Annotated in this window: 19 protein-coding genes; 6 read left to right on the top strand and 13 right to left on the bottom strand. The window is 44.8% G+C overall.

All coding sequences use genetic code 11. The annotated features are described in order from the left end of the window. Positions 1-22: 22 nt before the first annotated feature. The 6 genes from HCR03_RS07455 to HCR03_RS07430 all read left to right on the top strand — a co-directional run bounded on the left by HCR03_RS07455 (position 23) and on the right by HCR03_RS07430 (position 5,568). Positions 23-895 (top strand): amidohydrolase family protein, encoded by an 873-nt coding sequence (locus tag HCR03_RS07455; protein ID WP_407926842.1) that lies wholly within the window; start codon positions 23-25, stop codon positions 893-895. Between the two features lie 18 nt (positions 896-913). Then, positions 914-1,342, top strand: a complete 429-nt coding sequence (locus HCR03_RS07450; protein WP_066644024.1) for a secondary thiamine-phosphate synthase enzyme YjbQ — start codon at positions 914-916, stop codon at positions 1,340-1,342. A gap of 371 nt (positions 1,343-1,713) precedes the next feature. After that, complete coding sequence (locus HCR03_RS07445; RefSeq protein ID WP_066644023.1) at positions 1,714-3,093, top strand: amino acid permease; 1,380 nt, start codon at positions 1,714-1,716, stop codon at positions 3,091-3,093. Between the two features lie 157 nt (positions 3,094-3,250). Next, positions 3,251-3,973 (top strand): GntR family transcriptional regulator, encoded by a 723-nt coding sequence (locus HCR03_RS07440; protein WP_228725145.1) that lies wholly within the window; start codon positions 3,251-3,253, stop codon positions 3,971-3,973. Positions 3,974-4,015: 42 nt separating this feature from the next. Further along, positions 4,016-4,801 carry a fructoselysine 6-kinase gene (gene frlD, locus HCR03_RS07435; protein ID WP_175391659.1) on the top strand — a complete coding sequence of 262 codons (786 nt, stop codon included), beginning with the start codon at positions 4,016-4,018 and terminating at the stop codon, positions 4,799-4,801. Positions 4,802-4,836: 35 nt separating this feature from the next. Next, positions 4,837-5,568: a GntR family transcriptional regulator gene (locus HCR03_RS07430; protein WP_066644020.1), complete on the top strand. Its 732-nt coding sequence runs from the start codon at positions 4,837-4,839 to the stop codon at positions 5,566-5,568. Between the two features lie 111 nt (positions 5,569-5,679). Here HCR03_RS07430 and HCR03_RS07425 read toward each other — a convergent pair whose 3' ends face one another. The 13 genes from HCR03_RS07425 to HCR03_RS07365 all read right to left on the bottom strand — a co-directional run bounded on the left by HCR03_RS07425 (position 5,680) and on the right by HCR03_RS07365 (position 18,525). After that, entirely contained in the window at positions 5,680-6,027 is a 348-nt protein-coding gene (locus HCR03_RS07425; RefSeq protein ID WP_187037420.1) for a hypothetical protein, read from the bottom strand. A 32-nt stretch (positions 6,028-6,059) separates the two neighbouring features. Further along, entirely contained in the window at positions 6,060-6,524 is a 465-nt protein-coding gene (locus HCR03_RS07420; protein ID WP_187037418.1) for a hypothetical protein, read from the bottom strand. A 402-nt stretch (positions 6,525-6,926) separates the two neighbouring features. Then, positions 6,927-7,484 carry a hypothetical protein gene (locus HCR03_RS07415; protein ID WP_066647509.1) on the bottom strand — a complete coding sequence of 186 codons (558 nt, stop codon included), beginning with the start codon at positions 7,482-7,484 and terminating at the stop codon, positions 6,927-6,929. Then, positions 7,481-8,131 (bottom strand): ATP-binding cassette domain-containing protein, encoded by a 651-nt coding sequence (locus HCR03_RS07410; RefSeq protein ID WP_187037416.1) that lies wholly within the window; start codon positions 8,129-8,131, stop codon positions 7,481-7,483. Before HCR03_RS07410 ends, HCR03_RS07415 begins: the two co-directional genes overlap by 4 nt. A 17-nt stretch (positions 8,132-8,148) precedes the next feature. Next, complete coding sequence (locus HCR03_RS07405; RefSeq protein ID WP_187037414.1) at positions 8,149-8,994, bottom strand: hypothetical protein; 846 nt, start codon at positions 8,992-8,994, stop codon at positions 8,149-8,151. 746 nt (positions 8,995-9,740) lie between these two features. Continuing rightward, positions 9,741-10,577, bottom strand: coding sequence for a hypothetical protein (locus HCR03_RS07400; protein ID WP_066647519.1), 837 nt, complete (start codon positions 10,575-10,577; stop codon positions 9,741-9,743). Beyond that, on the bottom strand, positions 10,574-11,317 hold the full coding sequence (locus HCR03_RS07395) for a hypothetical protein (RefSeq protein WP_066647522.1): 744 nt from the start codon (positions 11,315-11,317) through the stop codon (positions 10,574-10,576). The genes HCR03_RS07400 and HCR03_RS07395 overlap by 4 nt, the downstream gene beginning before the upstream one ends. Before the next feature lie 91 nt (positions 11,318-11,408). Continuing rightward, the gene (locus tag HCR03_RS07390; protein WP_139104124.1) at positions 11,409-11,849 is read right to left on the bottom strand and encodes a DUF2712 domain-containing protein; all 441 of its coding nucleotides are present in this window, start codon (positions 11,847-11,849) and stop codon (positions 11,409-11,411) included. Positions 11,850-12,456: 607 nt separating this feature from the next. Further along, entirely contained in the window at positions 12,457-13,182 is a 726-nt protein-coding gene (locus tag HCR03_RS07385) for a DUF4367 domain-containing protein (protein WP_187037412.1), read from the bottom strand. Next, on the bottom strand, positions 13,172-13,711 hold the full coding sequence (locus HCR03_RS07380) for an RNA polymerase sigma factor (RefSeq protein ID WP_187037410.1): 540 nt from the start codon (positions 13,709-13,711) through the stop codon (positions 13,172-13,174). Before HCR03_RS07380 ends, HCR03_RS07385 begins: the two co-directional genes overlap by 11 nt. A gap of 283 nt (positions 13,712-13,994) precedes the next feature. Beyond that, positions 13,995-16,289, bottom strand: coding sequence for an ABC transporter ATP-binding protein (locus tag HCR03_RS07375; RefSeq protein ID WP_187037408.1), 2,295 nt, complete (start codon positions 16,287-16,289; stop codon positions 13,995-13,997). Further along, complete coding sequence (locus HCR03_RS07370; protein WP_187037406.1) at positions 16,286-18,013, bottom strand: ABC transporter ATP-binding protein; 1,728 nt, start codon at positions 18,011-18,013, stop codon at positions 16,286-16,288. The genes HCR03_RS07375 and HCR03_RS07370 overlap by 4 nt, the downstream gene beginning before the upstream one ends. 17 nt (positions 18,014-18,030) lie before the next feature. Beyond that, a complete protein-coding gene (locus HCR03_RS07365) occupies positions 18,031-18,525 on the bottom strand; it encodes a MarR family winged helix-turn-helix transcriptional regulator (RefSeq protein WP_066644016.1) in 495 nt (164 codons plus the stop codon). Positions 18,526-19,112: the final 587 nt, after the last annotated feature.

Below are 19,112 nucleotides of genomic sequence, written 5' to 3'. Positions count from 1 at the left end.
CCGGGCGGCTTTAACGGGATCAATGCGAAAGGAAGTGTGCGCTTTGTTTATCGACATGCACGTGCATCCGGCTTTTTTTGAGCCGATCAACGAAGACCCGGTGCGTGAGGAAATGCGCCATAACGTACTGAACATCCACCGGAACGGAACGGCTCCGCTGGAACACGTCTTTCATCAGATGGATTGTGCCGGGCTGGACAGGCTCTGCCTGCTTCCGCAGGATTACACAACCCAAACGGGGACCGCCGTCGTGACCAATGAGGAGATCAAAAAGCTGGTTGATCTCGCGAGCGGAAGGTTTATCGGGTTTGCGAGCGTGGATCCGTTCCTCGACGGGGCGGCGCAGCGGCTGGAGCATGCGTTTGCCGACCTTGGGCTGCGCGGCCTGAAGCTGCATCCGTCCCGTCAGCATTTTTATCCCTCCGACCCCCGCCTGGCGCCGGTTTACGATATCTGCGAAAGATACGGACGGCCCATCGTTTTTCACAGCGGCCTTTCCTGGGAGCCGGACACGCTCTCGAAATATTCCCGCCCGATCGAATTTGAAGAGCTGGCTTACAAAAGGCCGAAGCTGCGCCTCTGTCTGGCGCATTTCGGCTGGCCTTGGGTGCGGGAGACCGCGATGCTGCTGGTCAAGTACCCGAATCTTTACGCAGACACGGGCGCGCTGTACTTTGACAGCGCTCGGGAGTTTTACAAAAGGCTGTTTACCGAAGAAATTCCCCTGACCTGGCTGGACCGCAGCCTGAGGCATCAGGTGATGTTCGGAAGCAACAATCCCAGATTCGAGCAGATTCGCATGGCGGAGGCGATCGGGCGCCTTGGCCTGCGCGACAGCACGCTGGACCTGATCCGGGGCGGCAACGCGGTTGAATTTCTCGGCGGAAGCGTATGAAGGAAAGGGGATCAAAGAATGACGGTCAAGACGATGTCGTTCCAGGTGCTCACTGAGCGCTACAACCAATTTGTCCTGATTACGGACCGTGTGGAACGGGCGGTTGCCGAGAGCGGCGTGAAAGACGGCATGGTCACGGTGCTTTCCATGCACACAACGACGGGAATTGCCGTGAACGAATCGCTGGAATGCCTTGAAAGCGACCTTGAACAGTTTCTGGCGAGGCTTGTCCCGGAGGACCGGCCGTACGCCCATGCGCGCATGCTGAAGGACTATGGCTCCACGGCCGGGAATCCGACGGGACACCTGAAATCCCATATAACGGGAAATCACTGCCATTTTTTCATTGAAAACGGGAAAATGGTACGCGGAGGCGCACAAGATATTTATTTTTGCGAGTTTGACGGGCCTTCTCAGCGGACCATACGGGTCCAGATTGTCGGATAAGGCGATTTTGACAACAGGATATCCGGTTAATACTACCAATTTGCCGGATATCCTGTTATTTTTGTATCAAAAAACAAAAAATTGGTCATATTGGACTTATAAAACTAGTAAAATATATGTATATAAAAGGATTGATTCGGTAAATCGACGATATTTTAGAAAATATTTCGTGTAAACATACATATTTTAGTATAAATGTTTTATTTTTTTAATTATTATTGATTTGATTTGTTAACTGTGATACTATTATAGACGAAGTGGTATGGAATAAACAATATGTTATGTACTAAAGATGCAAGGGCTTTTCGAGCGGTCGGAAAGCCTGTCTGACGGCAATACCATGTTTTTTAAATTGGAAAGGAGAATCTATTATGTCTGATTCCGAAAAGGCGGGAACCACCACTGCGGGCGGAGATCTGAAGCGAAAACTCGGACTCAGCGCGGTCATCGCGCTCGGCGTGGGCACAACGGTCGGCTCCGGCATTTTTTCATCCCTGAATGAAGTGGCGGGCGCAGCGGGCAGCTCCCTGTTCCTGGTGCTGGCGTTTCTCATCGGCGGCCTGGTCCAGATCCCGGCAAACCTCTGCTATGCGGAGCTTGCCACGGCGTTCCCGGAAGACGGCGGCCAGTATGTTTATTTTCGGGAGGCGGGTTCGCGCCCGCTGGCGTTTCTGTGCGGATGGATCAGCTTCTGGGCCACGGATCCGCCGTCCATCTCGATCATGGCGATTGCGATCGCGAATTATCTCGCGTATTTTGTTCCGGTCGGAGGTCTGGCCCTCAAGTTCATCGCCGTGGCTCTCGTCCTTGTTTTCATGTTGATTCACCTGCGCAGCGTGGAAGGCGGCGGCGCGTTCCAGACCTTTATCACCGCGCTGAAGATTCTTCCGTTCGCCCTGATCATCGGGATCGGCCTGTTCTTCCTGCGGGGCGACATGCTGATGTCCGCCGCGCCGATGGCAGGCGCGCCCGTCGGGATTGCGGCCCTTCTGGCCGGCGTTTCGGCGACCACATGGTCCTTTGACGGAATGGCGGCTCCCTGTTACATGTCCGGAGAGATCAAGAACCCGAAGAAAAACATACCCATGGGCCTGATTCTTACGGCTGTTGTCGTTGTGGTCATTTACGTAGGGCTGACGTTTGTCTCCTCCGGAATGCTGTCGGTACAGGAGCTGGCGTCTTCCGACGCGCCGATCGCCCTTCTGGCCTCCAAGCTGCCTGAAATCGGCAGCGCAGCCGGCACGGTCACAGCCGTGATGGCAATCGTTGTCATTATAGGGTCGCTGTCCAGCTGTATTATGTTCCAGCCCCGCATTGAATATGCGATGGCGAAGGACGGCCTGTTTTTTAAATCCTTTGCGAAAGTACACCCGAAATACGAAACGCCCTATTTTTCCATTCTGGTGCAGTGCGCGGTCGCCATCGTCCTGATTTTCGCGTCCTCGCTCTCCGACCTGCTCGGTTACTTTACGCTGGTGGCTTTGCTGAAAAACTTCCTGACCTTCGGCACCATTTTTGTGCTTCGCAGAAAAGAGCACTATAAACCTCTGTGGAGGATGCCTGCGGGGTACCTGATGGCCGGAATCGCCATGTTCATGACGGGAACGCTGATTGTTTCCACCTTTGTCTGGGCGCCGGTCGCAGGTCTTGTCTGCGCGGCGATCGCCGTAGGCACCGGGCTTCCGGTTTACCATTTTTGGGACAAGCGGAACCGGAAAAACGTGGCGGGCACGGATACTGACGTTAAGTAGACCGTCCTGCGGGCGAAAGGATTTTTACCAGGACGCACCGTCGTGCAGCGCCCCCCTGGCGGATTGCTGTCGTTCCTGCCGTACTTGTGTAAAATGGAATGATATGCTATACTGTCTTATTAAGAAAAGGCTGAAAATCTGCCATGGGGGATCTGCGATGACGAGCGAATACCGCAGCCGCCCGTGTGATGAGGCGGCGGAAAAGATAGAGTGTTATATAATTGAAAACAGATTTGAAGCGAACCAAAAGCTGCCGTCGGAGCGGGACATGTGCGCCATGTGGGGGTTTAACCGCACGACGCTTCGCAGTGCGATCCGCCGCCTTGTGGCGGAGGGCGTGCTTTACAACCGCGTGGGTTCCGGGACGTTTGTGGCACCGCAGAAGCTGGTGCGCAACCTTCAGGATGCCGAGGGCTTTGGCAGCGCCGCGCGGGCGGCCGGGCGGACGCCCGGAACGCGGCTTATTCGCGCCGGATTCCGCGAAGCAAGCAAACAAATTTCGCAGAAGATGAAGCTGCCTCTGGGACACAGGATGTTCGAACTGATCCGTGTGCGGCTTCTGGAGGATGAACCGGTTTTGATGGAGACGGCGTATTTGGACGCCCGGCGGCTGCAGGGCATTGAGAATTACGATTTTTCAAAGCTGTCGCTGTACAGCGTGCTGCAGGAGCATTTCAATATTAAGATCATCCACGGGGAAGAGAAGCTGAACGTGACCTATACGGACGAGGAAGAAGCCGCTTTTCTGGGAATCCCGGAGGGCGTGCCCGTCCTGTACCAGACAGGCGTGGTTTCGGATGAGAACAATGTGCCGGTGGAGTATTTTAAATCGATTGCCCGTTCCGAGTATATTCGCTTTGCAAGCGTTCTGTTGAGATGATACGATCGCTCTGTCTTCTTACGGAAGGAGATTGAGTTTTTAATGAGATTAGCTGCAGTCGGCGACAATTGTATGGATGTTTATGAAAATCTCGGCAAAGCGTACCCCGGGGGGAACCCGGTCAACGTCGCCGTTTATTTTGTCCGTCTGGGCGGTCAGGCCTCTTACACCGGGGCGGTCGGGACGGATTCTTATGGAAAACTGATGGTGGATTCCATCCGCGGCAAAGGAGTGGATACCTCCCACGTTAAGGTGCTGGAAGGCGGCACGGCGATTACGCATGTTGAGCTGGTCGATGGAGAGCGCGTGTTTGGGGAGTATGAGGAAGGCGTCCTTTCTCAGTTTCGGCTGACGGAGGAGGACATCGACTTTTTGTGCGGACACGACCTGGTTGTGACCGGTCTTTGGGGCATGGTGGAACATGACCTCTGGAAGATCAAGACGCGCGGGGTTCCCGTTGCGTTTGACTGTGCCACAAGACCGGAGGATCCGGCTGTGGACGCCGCCATCGCCAGTGTCGATTATCTATTCTATGCTTCCGACGACGGGGATACGTCCGAGTTGCGCGAACAGATGAAAAAAATGCACGCGAGGGGCCCGAAAGTCGTTGTGGTCACCCTTGGGGAAGACGGCAGCGTCGCTTTTGACGGCAGGGACTTTACCGTTGGCGGAATCGTTCCATGCAGAGTGGTCGACACCATGGGCGCCGGCGACAGCTATATCGCCGGGTTCCTGCGCGGTATTTTACAAAAAAAACCGATCGGGGAATGCATGCGCATGGGCGCCGCGAACAGCAGCGTCACGCTGGAATATCATGGCGCATGGTGATTTTCTCCGGGAGGAAAATCGGGAGTTGATTCGCTTTGTCCAATGATCATGTGATTGATTACCACGCGCCGATCTATTTACAGCTGAGAGAAGTGGTGCGCTCTAAAATTGAAGAGGGCGAATATCTGCCCGGAATGGCGATCCCCTCTGAAAACGAGCTGGCGGATTTCTACGGGATCAACCGCCTGACGGTTCGCAATGCCATCGACGCGCTGGTCGGCGAAGGAATGCTGAAGCGCGTTCAGGGGAAGGGCGTTTATGTGGTCGGCAGCAAGATCGAGCGTGACCTGGAAACCCTCGGCGGATTTCGTCAGACGATGCGCGAAAAGCATGCGAGGCCGGGAACAAAGATACTGGTGAAGACCCAAAGACGCGCGGGGATCAAATACGCCCATATCTTCGGGATCGAGCCCGAGGATATGCTGTACTACATCAGACGCCTCGGGCTTGCCGAAGGGGAGCCGATCTCCCTGGAGGAAATTTTGGTGCCTCACGATGTGGTGCCGAAGCTCGAGGGGATCGATCTCTCGGTTTTCAGCCTGTACGAGGTGTACGATTTTTACGGGATTCATTTGAAGCGCGCCTGGCAGACGCTGGATATCGCGGAGCCGGAGGCGAGCGACGCGCGGATGCTGAACATCGACCCGGGGCTCGCCGTGCTGCTGTTTACCTGTGTCAGCTATGATGAGAACGATCGCGTGATCGAATACTCGCGTTCTTACACGCGGGGGGACAAATGCAACTTTTCCGTGCACTTTCATCAATAGTGGAACCGCCCTTCGCTGTGGAGGGCGGTTCTTTCTTTGCAGCACCCCTTGCCGGAGGATGAATTACTTATTGACTTTTAAAAGTGATAATTCCATCATTATTAATCGATTCTATAATGACATTGGCGTTAACGCGGTATCCTTTCTCAAAATATCCAATAACTGTTTTTCGTGCTTATTACCCTCTTTATCAAAACAAAAAATCCACATGGAATTTTCAATAAATTCTTCATTTGGGGTAATTCCCACTCGATACTTAGATCCTTTTTGTATTGTCGGAATTTCTAGGTCTTTTTCATTGTGGTGATAAGCTATTTTTAGGTTGCTGATGTCGCAATTTGTATGATTATAAATTGTAATTGATATTTGTGGCTGATGAAAGTAATATATGATGAAAAATAAGCCCATTAAAATCAATGAGAGTATTGCGATCCCGACTACCTTTTTACTACGCTGCATAAAATTCACCTGTAATATCAATCGTTAATTTTCTATTTCCATGAATCGTCGATTCCCTTTGGGTCATGTAGTACGAGATCAAACAGCTTTTTTGCGGATTCGGGATCATCGAACTGGTAAAGGTAATGCCCGTTTTCAAAATATGGCCACCGTTCGAAAAAATATTTTTCTCCGGTTGACATCACGATTTTAACCCAATTGGGCTTGGTCCCACAAATAAAAATACATTTTGGCTTATATTTTGCTTCCTTGATAAAGCTGTTCCATTGCTCAAGAATTTCCGAATCGGTCGTTTTCGTGCCGGTTATCCCCATGTTTGATACGGTAACGGAAACAATTGTACCGGTAGTGATGCCGTGATAATCTTTCATCTGTTCAACGCTTTTATATGGGGCGACTACCGGATACAAAAAAGGAAAGGCAATTAAAACGGCAAGCACTAACACAACTATTCGGATCATACTTTTTTTCGGTGTGGTTTTTGCCTTAATTTTCATGTAATTGTCCTCCAAAAACAATGAGAAAAAAGTTGAAATAGCCATCTGTAAAGCACTTAATGCAAGGATTATATCGCATAGACATAATCCTTGCATTTTCTGGATGAATAAAACTCCTAAGTACAGAAGTACAGACGCTTTATTTACTCATCCCCGAAATCGTGCTGTATTCATGGCTATTGCACATTCTGTCATGGCGCTTAAAAAAACACGTTAGACCCTGCTGCGTTGCGCCCTTGCCTGTCGGCCGTTTTAGTTTGTTGAAAAATTCAGTAAAGCATATAATATGCAAATCGAACGTTTTAGTATGATATTACTAATTTGGATATAGCGAATTCAGATAATAATTTTTTATCCAATTATAGCATGTTGTGAAATCTTAGCCTAAAGCTTGGTTCTACACTAATTTAGCGCTAACGCTCTCTTGATTGGATAAAAAGTTAAAATCAAATCATACTTCCTGTTTTGAACATGATTCCAATCCATTTCTTTAAAATGAGCAGGAATCATTGTATACGGTAATTTTAGTCTCACAGTTTCTCCTGACTTTAATTTTGGATGTAAAGAAGTTCCCGCTGGATTTATTGCAACGAACGCATTCATTACGATTCCATTAACCCAGTAATTAGATTGTAACCAGGCATCAGAGATATCAATTTCAGCATTTTGTTTATTATTGTTGGTAATTTGTATGTCAACAACAATTGCTTTTATTTCTTCGTTTTCTATATAAATATTTTCATATAATTCCTTATTGTTTTTCTTTAGATCGTTTTCATTAAAAAATTCTGTACTTAAAACTTTCAAGCTAAACCCATCATAAGAGACTGTTTGATCTTTAGCATAAGAAATAAGTTGTGCAGGGGGGTATTTGTGATTGATATTATTGAATTGGATTCTATATAAACAAGCAATCATCAGTGCTACGCAAAGAAAAAGAAATTTCCTTTTTATTTTCATATAGCATCTACCTTATAGAAATTTTTAATTTCGCCTGATTCAATTTCATAAATTTGGTCGGATAAAAATTCTAGTTCATCCTTATCGTGGCAAGAAATTAAAATTAGTTTTCCATCATTTTTTAAACTTATTAAAAGCTCTTTTACTATTTGAACACTTTCTTCATCCAATGCATTGATTGGTTCATCAAGTATAATAATGTCTGGTTCTTCCATAATTGCAGCAGCGATTCCTAGCTTTTGCTTCATTCCTAGAGAATATTTTTTGAATTTCTTTTTGTCATAAGGATCTAATCTTAAAGATAACATAGTATCAGCAATATCTTGCGCTGAAATAATATTTTTAATTTCAGCTAAAAGCTTTAAATTTTTAAATCCTGAATATGCATCAATAAATCCAGGTGATTCTATTAATGCACCAATACTTTTAGGAAATGAAATTTGCGTACCCAAGATATCTCCGTTGATATTAATTTCACCACTAGTTGGTAGAATCAATCCGCAAATGGCACGCATAAGCATTGTTTTCCCGGAGCCATTTTTCCCTTTAAGTCCATATATATGTCCTGACTCCAGAGAAAGGTTAATATCATGTAAAATCTGTTTGTGCTCAATAAGTTTTGTATAGTTTTTAATTTTAATATACATATCGAGACTCCCTTCTATCATTTTTTTGAAGCCATAACATCATAGTGTTGTATTTTTTTAGCTCCAATAGCGATGGATAATGCAATGCATATAATGCTAATAATAATGCCTGTATTTGCCGAAACTCCATCTGAAATGAAAAGATTATTTCGGTTAAGCATTAAATAATTACCGAGCAAAAGTGGATGACATTTGTAAGCTGAAGCGACCAATAAAATAATTATTGCAATATATCCAAAAATTAAACTATCTGTTATAAATGAAATAATTAACTGGATGAAAGCAATAGCCATTGACACAATAAAAGGAAGTAGAATCCCTACATAAAAAATATCTTGTGTCCGAGCATTGCTAGTATTAATTTTTGTTACGGCTGCATTCACTTCGTGATTCATTTCAAAAAAGGTGTGACCTGTACCTAGTGTAAACAAAAGCAAGATGAAGTAACCAATTACATAAAAAATAAAAATACCAATAGCTAGCCACAGGCACTTACTTAACCACCAATAAATCCGCTTTTGTGAACGTAATAAAACTTGTTGTCCATAAGAGTGTATATCCGATAATGGATAGCAATTAAACATATAAAAGAAATATAAAAATAATAAAATCCATATACCTGGAATAGAAAACGTCTTGTAAGAGCTAGGAATATATATCGGAACACCTTTGAATATTTCTATGATATAGTCAAGAAAACCAACTTTTATATTTAAAAAATGAACAGATATTGCTTGATTAAAAAATAGTGCTGATATAATAAAAATGCAAGCTGTTACAAAATATTTTTTCCAAGATAATATAACTCCAACTAAAAAATCGTATTTTAAAAGATAAAAAAATGAATATTTATTTCTTTTCATCTATAAATTCCTTTCGACTACTCATAATATAACCGAGTAAATAAACACTCAAAAGAAATAGGATAATAGGTAATAAATTTATATAGTTATAATCTCCAAGCCAAGAAGTATATTGAAGAGACATGGTTTCTCCATATAGAAAAGACCAGTTCGGAAAGAAGACAGAAAAGCAATTAAAAGTTAGTACAACCAACCAAGCGATAATGCTTTTATTGGACATCCATACGATCAATTCAAATACTATCCCTGTACATAATGCTCTTAAGATATTTATTAAAAAAAATCGAATTAAGACCTGATGAAATTGCGTACTATAATTTATGCGCAGAATTACGCTGTAATAATAGCTGGTCTTAGAAATCCAATTGATACAACTAACTGAATAGAAACTCCCTATGAAACAAGTGAAAAGCGATAGTAGTAAAATAAAAAGGATAGAAACTAGCAGTATTTTTATACACATCTTATTCCATAAATTGTGCTTATTTGAATTTCGTAAAACAAAATTTGTATCAAGCTCATATTTCATCAAATTTTGAATAAAGAAAAGCTGCAAAGGAATGTAACATAGTGCAAATATAAAATTGTTTGAGGAGGCAATGAGACAATCTGCCAAAGATATACAACTGTTATTTTTAAGGACAAGATTAGAAAGGTTTCCAATATCCAATAAAATTAATAAGATATCTAAGCTTACTATGATCATAAGAAGATTTATGTTTAAATTGAGTTTTCTAAAAAAATCCTTAATCCAAAGCATCGCGCTTTATTCCTTTCCAAACGACTCCTAAGAAAGTACCGAGCAATAAAATCATAAATTCCAATAAAACAATCTTGAAATTCGCATATGGAAATGATGGGGTTAAAAAGTACTCAGGAATCCAAGCCAACATTTGCGAGTTTGTACTAATATAAGTCATAATTGAAAAGAAAGCTATATATAATAAAAATGGAAAAATCACAACAATAAAGCGGTGCTCTACAAAATCACTGATTAACAGTGAAATAGTTGAAAATGCCCCGCTAAAAAGGAAGGCCATAATAATGAATAGTAAAGTATAAAATATTGGTTCTGAATAATAGAGGGTATTCCACATACTTGTTTCACCAATACTTGAATAATATGGATCTGGAGCCATTGATGGCAAAAGAAGATTCGTTACCAAAAAGTTTATAAGTAATGGGATTGAGAATGCAAGACCGCCGCTTATAAAGGCAGCAATATAACGAGAAATGAAATAATCTTTTCTTGTTACTCTGATTAGGAAATTTTTTAAATACCCTGTCTTTTTGTCTATAAAGTATGAATCTGCATAAGGTAACACTGCAATAATTGGAAGCAAAAGATAATATAAAAATTGTTCCATTCCCACTGGATTTGCTCCTAACCATACTTGAAAGACATTGGCCGGTGGCAAATTTTGACTAAAATTTGATGCCGCAAGTCTATTGTTTCTAAGAAAAGCAGGGAAAACTTGTTGAACAAAATTAGAAATTGCAATGAGTGACCCTAAAAGACAGGCAAATAAAAATTGACAATTAAAAATAGAACGATATAAATCAATTTTAAGCAAATTTTTCACTTTTTTTCTATGTCCTCCTGCCGAATTTGAATAAATTTAGCTTCATCACTATTTAAATATTTTTTAGTCTTAGGATCATAAACCATGGATGCAGACTCATTTGTTATGCTAAACACCATTGTATATGAGCTATCTAGGTATTTATCTTCTGCAATATAAACTAATTCAAACGCTACATGTTCCTTTGGCTTAAAAACAAACTGCATTGCATCTTTTTTTTTCGAGTTTTCAATATTATGATTCATAGCAACTGGTTCTGTGCTATACATTTCAGTTCCTGCGGTTCCATTTTTATCCCTAAAATCTAAACTATTTGTATTTAAGTATAATTCTTGTTCTTGATTAAACATGTTTGTTATATCAATCTGTAATAAAATGTAAGAAAATTTGTTCGTAATATTTCCTTCGCTGTCGGCAGTTACTTCATTCCATATTTCAGTAACCGGAAAATTTATAATATTTCTGGATTTTGACTCAGTCACTTTATTAATTCTATATTTAAAGCTATGTACGGCACCATCAGTTTCTACTTCATCGCCGACATGATAGAGTGTATTATCTTCATGAGTTTTCTCAGAACCAACAGAGACACTTGATGATGTTTTATCTAAACTCTTATTCCACATATTATCTTTGCTACCCGAAGGTAAAAGATTGAGTTTGATCGTTAAGGGAACTACAATAAGAATTACTAAAACTATGATAATAGCAAGCATAATAGCCTTAATTGACTTATTCATAAAAATCTCCACTTCAAAGAGCAATTTCAAAGAGCAATATGGCCTGTTAAAAACAGGCCATATTTGAATTTAAACAGGCATTAAAATATATTTAGATACTATCAGGACTCCACAGAAAAGAAACGTATTGCTCTTTCTGCGGCCCCGGATTGACGGCTAATCGTGCATGATCATATCCGTCCTTACGCACAGTATTTCCGATTTTTTTGGATTTTCCTTTTGCAACAAAGGTGTTATATTCATCGGTACACCATTCTCCGTTTCCGGTTTTATTACATCCGACGACATTCACATAAGAAAAATAGTAGTCGGATTTGTCGTTATAAATGTAAGATTTTGTACTGTCTTGTTTTGCTCTTCTCGGTGTAACAACATCCGATCCATCACCGGAATATCTTGTTGCGTAACGACTGTCTTTATAGTTGCCAGATGCAAAAGCACTCATTCCTGTAGATACTGCCATAGATCCAACAATCATCAAGCAAAGAATAGATTTTGCAACTGCGTGTTTTGCTAATTTTAGTTTTTCCATTTTTCATTTCTCCCTGTAAAATATTTCACGTTTTTTGCGGACAAGAGGTATTGCTTATTCTAAAGCCAATGGACTCACCGCTTTCTTCCATTTGTTATGAGTAGGCGCTTAAAGCGCTATTGCTTATAGGAGTCAATTAGCAGGAGACAGTTTTACTATAAAGCGTATCTGACTCCGAACCACTCGAGCCGCTCACAGAGTAATAAGTTGCGACGCGATAAGTTCCGCCGGAAACCCTATAGGTTTTAGATACTGATGCCGAATAGGAGCTCGAAGATGCGGACCAACTTGCGACTTCATTCCAAGAACCGCCGGAGTAACTTTCAAGAGTGGATTCCACATAAATTCTCTTTCCGGAAGTTGTCCTTTGCACATACCCGAAAATATGGGCTGTCCCATTAGAAATACTCAAGGTGCTGCTGGCCCTATTGATATAAACATAATCGACGTGTATGGGTGAAGATTCCTTAGTCGACCTGGGTGTACTGGCAGCCAGAGCAGGACATGCGGCATAAAAAACGATTAGAGCACTCGCTGTAAAGGAAATGATTTTTTTAGATAACATAAGAAAGCCTCCCTAATTTTGTCTTCTATACATAAAGACAAATTAGAGAGGCTTTTTGTGACAAAAATTATGGGGATTTTTTATTTTTTTTTTCAAGGGTATACTTTCAGCAATTTGGAAGACTGTTTTACGGTCTAATGTTGACGATACAGTGTACATGTAATGATCGTCGTACCAGATCAGATTCTGTATTCCTTTATTGGAATAATATTGTGCAGGCGCCCCATTTAGTTTAGTATTTTCTATTTTGACGCCTTCCGTATTGATACGGGTGGATACATTTTCAAGCGGTTCCTGATCATATGAAATAAAGTCTTTGCCTTTCTCATATTCGAGCATCATCATATCATTCTTTTCCTGATGAACCAATTGGAAACCGTCGGGGATATATGAGGGGATGTTAGCTTCAAAAATAAGGCTTTCTATGTGAGAGGACGATGAGGTTTGACTGAAAAAAATCTGTGTGTATTTTTGATAAACTTGGGACACAAATTTATAAATTGATTCCCGCACAGCGGACACACTCAATGCCATGGAGAAAGCCATAATAACTGCGGCGAGGATAGCAATCAACCGTTTTCTTCCGATATGCGACTTTATGTTGGCTTTCCCAGAGCTATATGTGCGTATGAGTTTATTCATGCGGCGCGTAAAGCGCTTGGAAAACTCATGATCAATTTCGCCGTCGGATGGCAAAGCGTCTACGAACAGACGATCAGCTGCTATAACGGCAACTTTTAGGGATTCTTCCGAATAGCTAATTGGCATTTCCACTTGTCTCCTCATTCAAAAATTGCTGGATTTTTTCTTTCGCGCGCTCCAATCGCTTTCGGACAGTCGGTTCCGAGATTCCTAACATCCTTGCAATTTCCTCATTTGGAAACTCCTGAACATATTTTAGCGTAAGGATATCTTTGTAGATTATTGGCAGACGTGCGACTGATCTTGTCAGCGCATCTGCTTCATCTATTGCAAAAGGCTGATCATCGGCAATTTCTAAATCCTCATCCAGTGAAACTGTTGGATGGCTTTTTCGTTGCCGATAAAGATTGATTGCGCAGTTTCTAACCATTATAACAATATAGCTCTTGGTTTTGTGACAATCAACCTCAGAGATTTTTTCAAGATTGTCAATTATTTTAAGAAATGTCTGGTGGACGGCGTCTTCAGAGAGATAATCGTCCTTTAAAATTTGATTGGCTATATAAAACATAAGTTTTCGATATTTCTCGTACAACAACGTAAATTTGTTTTTGTCCTCGTCTGTTTCCAGCATAGACAGGAAAAAGATCAGCATGCGGGGCCTCCCTCGACAAATTCTCTTATGAATTGTCTTTTTCTGCTTTGCTGCTATTATAGTGGAATAACGCTGAAAAAGCAATTTGCAGATTGCCGCAATTCACGGCAGGCTCCGTCATGCCGGTTGTTCCGCCCGTACAAGATCGCTGATTTTTACAGGGGACAAAACCCCACCCGAAAAGCAAAAAATGCGCCTTAAAACGGCTGCTAAGCCCGATTAAGACGCATTTTCTGTACCTGTTTTTTGGTGAGGCTATTTCGCAGCAGCTACCCGTCTGTTCTTATTCCAGATTAGCCCCGACGAACTGGCTGTTGTAAAGGTCGGCGTAAAATCCATTTTTCTTCATGAGCTCGTCATGGTTGCCGGTTTCGATGATGGTTCCGTGATTCATGACGAGAATCAGGTGGGCGTCGCGGATGGTGGAAAGCCGGTGCGCGATGACGAAGTTGGTCCTGCCGCGCATCAGCACTCCCATGGCTTTCTGAATCAAAACCTCCGTGCGGGTGTCGACACTGCTGGTCGCTTCGTCCAGAATCAGTACGGTCGGGTCCGCGAGAATCGCGCGCGCGATGGTGAGAAGCTGTTTCTGTCCTTGGGAGATATTGGAGGCCTCCTCGTTCAGGATCGTCCGGTAGCCCTCCGGAAGAGAACGGATAAAGTGGTCCGCGTGAGCGGCCTTTGCCGCCGCGACAACCTGTTCGTGAGTCGCGTTTTCACGGCCGTAGGCGATGTTTTCCTCAATGGTACCGTTGAAGAGCCAGGTATCCTGAAGAACCATTCCGAACATGGTCCGCAGATTTCCGCGCGCGATGTCCCGGATGTCGACGCCGTCAAACGTGATTGCGCCTCCGTTGACTTCGTAAAAGCGCATCAGCAGATTCACGAGCGTTGTTTTCCCTGCGCCGGTCGGGCCGACGATCGCAACTGTTTCTCCCTGTTTGAAATCAAGGTTCATGTCTTCCATCAGAGGGACGGATTCGGTATAGCGGAATTTTACATGGTCAAAACGGATATCGCCTTTCGGATGTTCGATCTTGACCGCGTCTTCGGTGTCCGGAATTTCTTCTTCTTCGTCAAGAATCTCAAAGACGCGTTCCGCGCAGGCGATGGTGGACTGAATAATATTCGCAATGTTCGCCGTCTGGATGATCGGCATGGAAAAGGATCTTGAATACTGGATAAAAGCGGTGATGTCGCCGATGTTCAGAAAGCTTTTCGTGACGAAAATGCCGCCGACCACCGAGACGAGAACATAGCCGATATTGCTCACGAAATTCATCAGCGGATACATAATGCCGCTCATGAACTGGGCTTTCCAGCCTACGTTGTAAAGGTCGTCGTTGACTTTTTCAAAGGTTTCGATGGACTCCCTTTCACGCCCGAACGCTTTTACAATGATATGTCCCGTAAACATTTCCTCGGTGTGTCCGCTGAGCGTGCCGAGATGTTTTTGCTGCGCCTTGTAATACTTTTGCGAATGGGAGGCGATAAACATGGTCACGCCGATATAGAGCGGCAGGGTGCACAGTACGATCAGCGTCAGAATCGGACTGTAAAGAAGCATCATGATGATATAGCCCAGAATCTGGCAGACGGACTGAATCAGCTGGGTCATGCTTTGCTGAAGAGTGCTTGAAACCGTGTCGATATCGTTGGTCATGCGGCTGAGGATATCGCCGCTGGTGTGTCCGTCATAGTATTTCAGCGGCAGGCGTGCGAGCTTGTCGTTCAGATCCTTTCGAAGGCTGTACACCGTTACCTGCGAAACGCTTGCCATGATATACCGCATCAGGAAGGTGAAAAGCGAGCTGAGAAGATAGACAAATAAAAGGAACAGAAGGGTTTTGATGATGGCGTCAAACGGAATGACGCCGTTGGTCTCGCGGATATCACCCAGATATTTCTGCAGGTCTTCGTCGCTGAGCTGGAACGATTGGACGGAGCTGTCCGACTGGGGAAGCTTTTTAGCAAGTGAGGCGAACCGGCTGACGGTGTCCGCCTTTTCATCCGCGCCGGCAATGTCGCTGATGCGGGGAAGGCTTACCATTTCACGCATGGCGCTCAGCGCCTGCGGCGTAACGGACTGTGAAATTTTATCGTCGAACGCATTGTCCGCGGCTGCCGCGGCCCGCTGTTCGGCCGCCGCAATCTGGTCCTGAGAAGCTCCCTCCTGCTCCAGCGCCGCGCGCGCCGCCGCTTTAGCCTGATTTTCAGCCTGGCTGCGCGCGGAGTCGATTTGATCCAGCCGGGCTTTCAGAGGCTTACTCATGGACTCCTGTGCTTTGGTGACTTCCGAAATCATGTGCTTTGCGATGAAGCCATCGGTCAGCTGATTGATCGCGTCTCCGCTGATTCTCGGGGCCAGAACGGTGAAAGCGGTTGATAAAAGCGCAAACAGAACGACGGCGGCGAGTCTAAAGGTGTGCGGCTTCAGGTATTTGACCAGGCGCTTGAGCGTTCCCATAAAGTCTTTGGCTTTTTCCACGGGCCTTCCGATGGAGCCGCCGGGCCCGCCTCTGTGCCCCATGGCGCCCGGCCTTTCCGCCGGGCTGGTGTTATTCCGATTTTCGCTCATGCCAATTCCTCCTCGGAAAGCTGCGAAGCCACGATTTCTCGATAAACGCCGCAGCTTTTCAGCAGCTCGCTGTGAGTGCCGATTCCCGCGACCGAACCTTCGTCAAGAACTATGATCCGGTCGGCGTCCATAACGGTTCCGACGCGCTGCGCGACAATTATGACGGTGGCTTTCTGGGTGTCTTTTTTCAATGCGGCGCGAAGCTTCGCGTCCGTTTTAAAGTCGAGCGCGGAAAAGCTGTCGTCAAACACATAAATTTCCGGACGGCGGACCAGGGCCCGCGCGATGGAAAGTCGCTGCTTTTGTCCGCCGGAGAGGTTCTGACCGCCTTCAGACAGCATGGAATCATATCCGTCCGACATCTGGGAGATAAATTCGGACGCCTGCGCGACGTCCGCCGCATGGCGGATTTCATCTTCCGACGCGTCTTCTTTTCCGTACCGCAGGTTTTCGTCGACCGTGCCTGTAAAAAGCCTTGCTTTCTGCGGGACGAAACCGATTTTGTTTCGAAGCTCTTCCTGCGGCATCGCCTTTACGTCGATGCCGTCGACAAGAACCTGACCCTCATCCGCGTCGTAAAAACGCGGAATCAGATTGATCAGCGTGCTTTTGCCGCTGCCGGTGCCGCCGATAATCGCCGTGGTTTCGCCCGGCTTTACGGAAAATGAAACATTTTGAATCGCGGACTGCTCCGCGCCGTGATACCGGAAGGTTACGTTCCGGAATTCCACGTAGCCCTTTTCTGCTGCGGCGGGTTCCGGCAGCTGGGGATCGATAATTTCAGGCTCGGTGCTCAAAACCTCGTTAATACGGTCTGCGGCTGCCTGGGCGCGCGGAATCATGACGAACATCATGACAAACATCAGAAGCGAAAACATGATCTGCATCGCGTACTGGACAAAAGCCATCAGTGCGCCGAGGTTCATCTCCCCGGTGTCGATTCTTTTGCTTCCGAACCAGAGCACGCACACGGTGACCAGGTTCATGATCAACATCATCATCGGCATCAGGACCGCCATGATGCGGTTTACATGAATATAAGTATCCGTCAGATCCTTGTTGGCGGTTTCAAACCGCGCTTTTTCGTGGTCGATTTTATTAAATGCCCGGATGACACGGATACCGGTCAGGTTTTCGCGCAGAATCAGATTGATGCGGTCCAGTTTTCGCTGAACCTGACGGAAAATCGGAACTACTTTGGATGTGACCAGATAGATGATTAAAATCAGGACGGGCAGCGCGATGGCAAGAATCAGTGTCAGGGTCCTGTCCTGATGATACGCTTGAAAAATACCTCCGACGCAGGTCAGAGGAGCGCGGATCATCATATTGATGATCATGATTGTAACGGTCTGAATTTGGATAATGTCGTTGGTTGTTCTGGTAATCAGAGTGGAAGAACCGAATCGGTCGAACTCATGCAGCGAAAAATTTTCCACACGGCGGAAAATCCGGTTTCTCAGAATCCTGCCCAGGCCGACGGACACCCTGGCGCCGAGAAAGCCCGCCACGACGGCGCAGATTACGCCTCCCGCCGCGATCAGAAGCATGTATTCCCCTGTTTTCCAGATATAACCGATATTTTCGGTCATGATCCCGTTGTTGACAATGTCCGACATCAGAGTCGGCAGATAGAGGTCGGACATCACCTGAAGAAACAAAAATACCAGAATCATAATGATAGAGACGGTATATGGCTTCAGGTTCCGATAAATTTTCAGCATTCAGAAACCTCCTGAGCTTATGGGTTGTGATGTTTACTGTTTTCATGGCTTTTGGAACTTTCGTAGACGTATACTTCGTTGAGCAAATTTGCAAATTCAATGCTTTTCTCCACACCGAGATAGTGAACCATTCCCTCAACGTGAGCGGCAAAGTGCTTCTGATGGTCTGAAAGAAGGCGGTTTCCCTCTTCGGTCAACCGTACGCGGATAATCCGCCGGTCCTTTCGGTCCGTGTCCCTTGCCACGAGCTTCAGGGTTTCCAAATGATAAACGGTGGGTGTTACCGTGGGCGATTTCACATGGAGCTCCCGGCTGAGCTCCGAGATGCTGACTCCGTCCGGGCAGCTAGATTCCATTTGTTTCAATGCGAACAGAATCAATATATCGCTGTGCCTGCACGGTTTGTTTTCCCGCTTCTTTTCCGCATAATTTTTTCCCCGAAGGCGTTCGAACTGGACCAGGGCAGTCAGCAGCATTTTTCCTGCTTCTTCTGTACGGTCTTCATCGGGCATTTGACAACAACCTTTCGAAAATTAGTTAGAGTACCTATTTATTTGGATTCCTAATTATACGTCCGCCAAAGGAAATGGTCAATATTTAAGTTGATCATGTTTTTTTAAAATCAGGAAAAATGGTTGTAGGTATCTTATAAAAAATAAGCTTATGAAACAAAGGATGACATACATTACTCGCTATTGGAAATAAATATTGTGTATATTTTTGCAATGAAATATACCGCTTTCTCTTGACAGATGACCGCAGACACGCTATGCTATTAATAATTTAATTGACAGATAATTACCTGTAAAGCTGAATTTCTCTTAGTCTACCGGCAATGGAGCCTTGTATCGAACGATATGGGGCTTCATTTTTATTTGTTTTCAACGGAATTATTATACACATGCGGCAAAGGGGCCCTGATCCGAAAAGAATCGGATTAGGGCCCCCGTTTTTTACCGAAGGAAATTACGCGGGTAATGCTTCCGGGATCACCGGAATGATTATAATAAGCCGTTTGCTTTATGAATTGCGAATTTTGAGAATGGAGTGAAAGTAATGAAGTTTATGAAAAAAATTGCGCTTCTGCTGGCTGCCGCGA

Source organism: Caproicibacter fermentans, from assembly GCF_014303955.1.
GTDB classification, from domain to species: domain Bacteria; phylum Bacillota; class Clostridia; order Oscillospirales; family Acutalibacteraceae; genus Caproicibacter; species Caproicibacter fermentans.
Note: the sequence above shows the minus strand (reverse complement) of the source record. Positions and strands in the feature narration are given on the sequence as shown.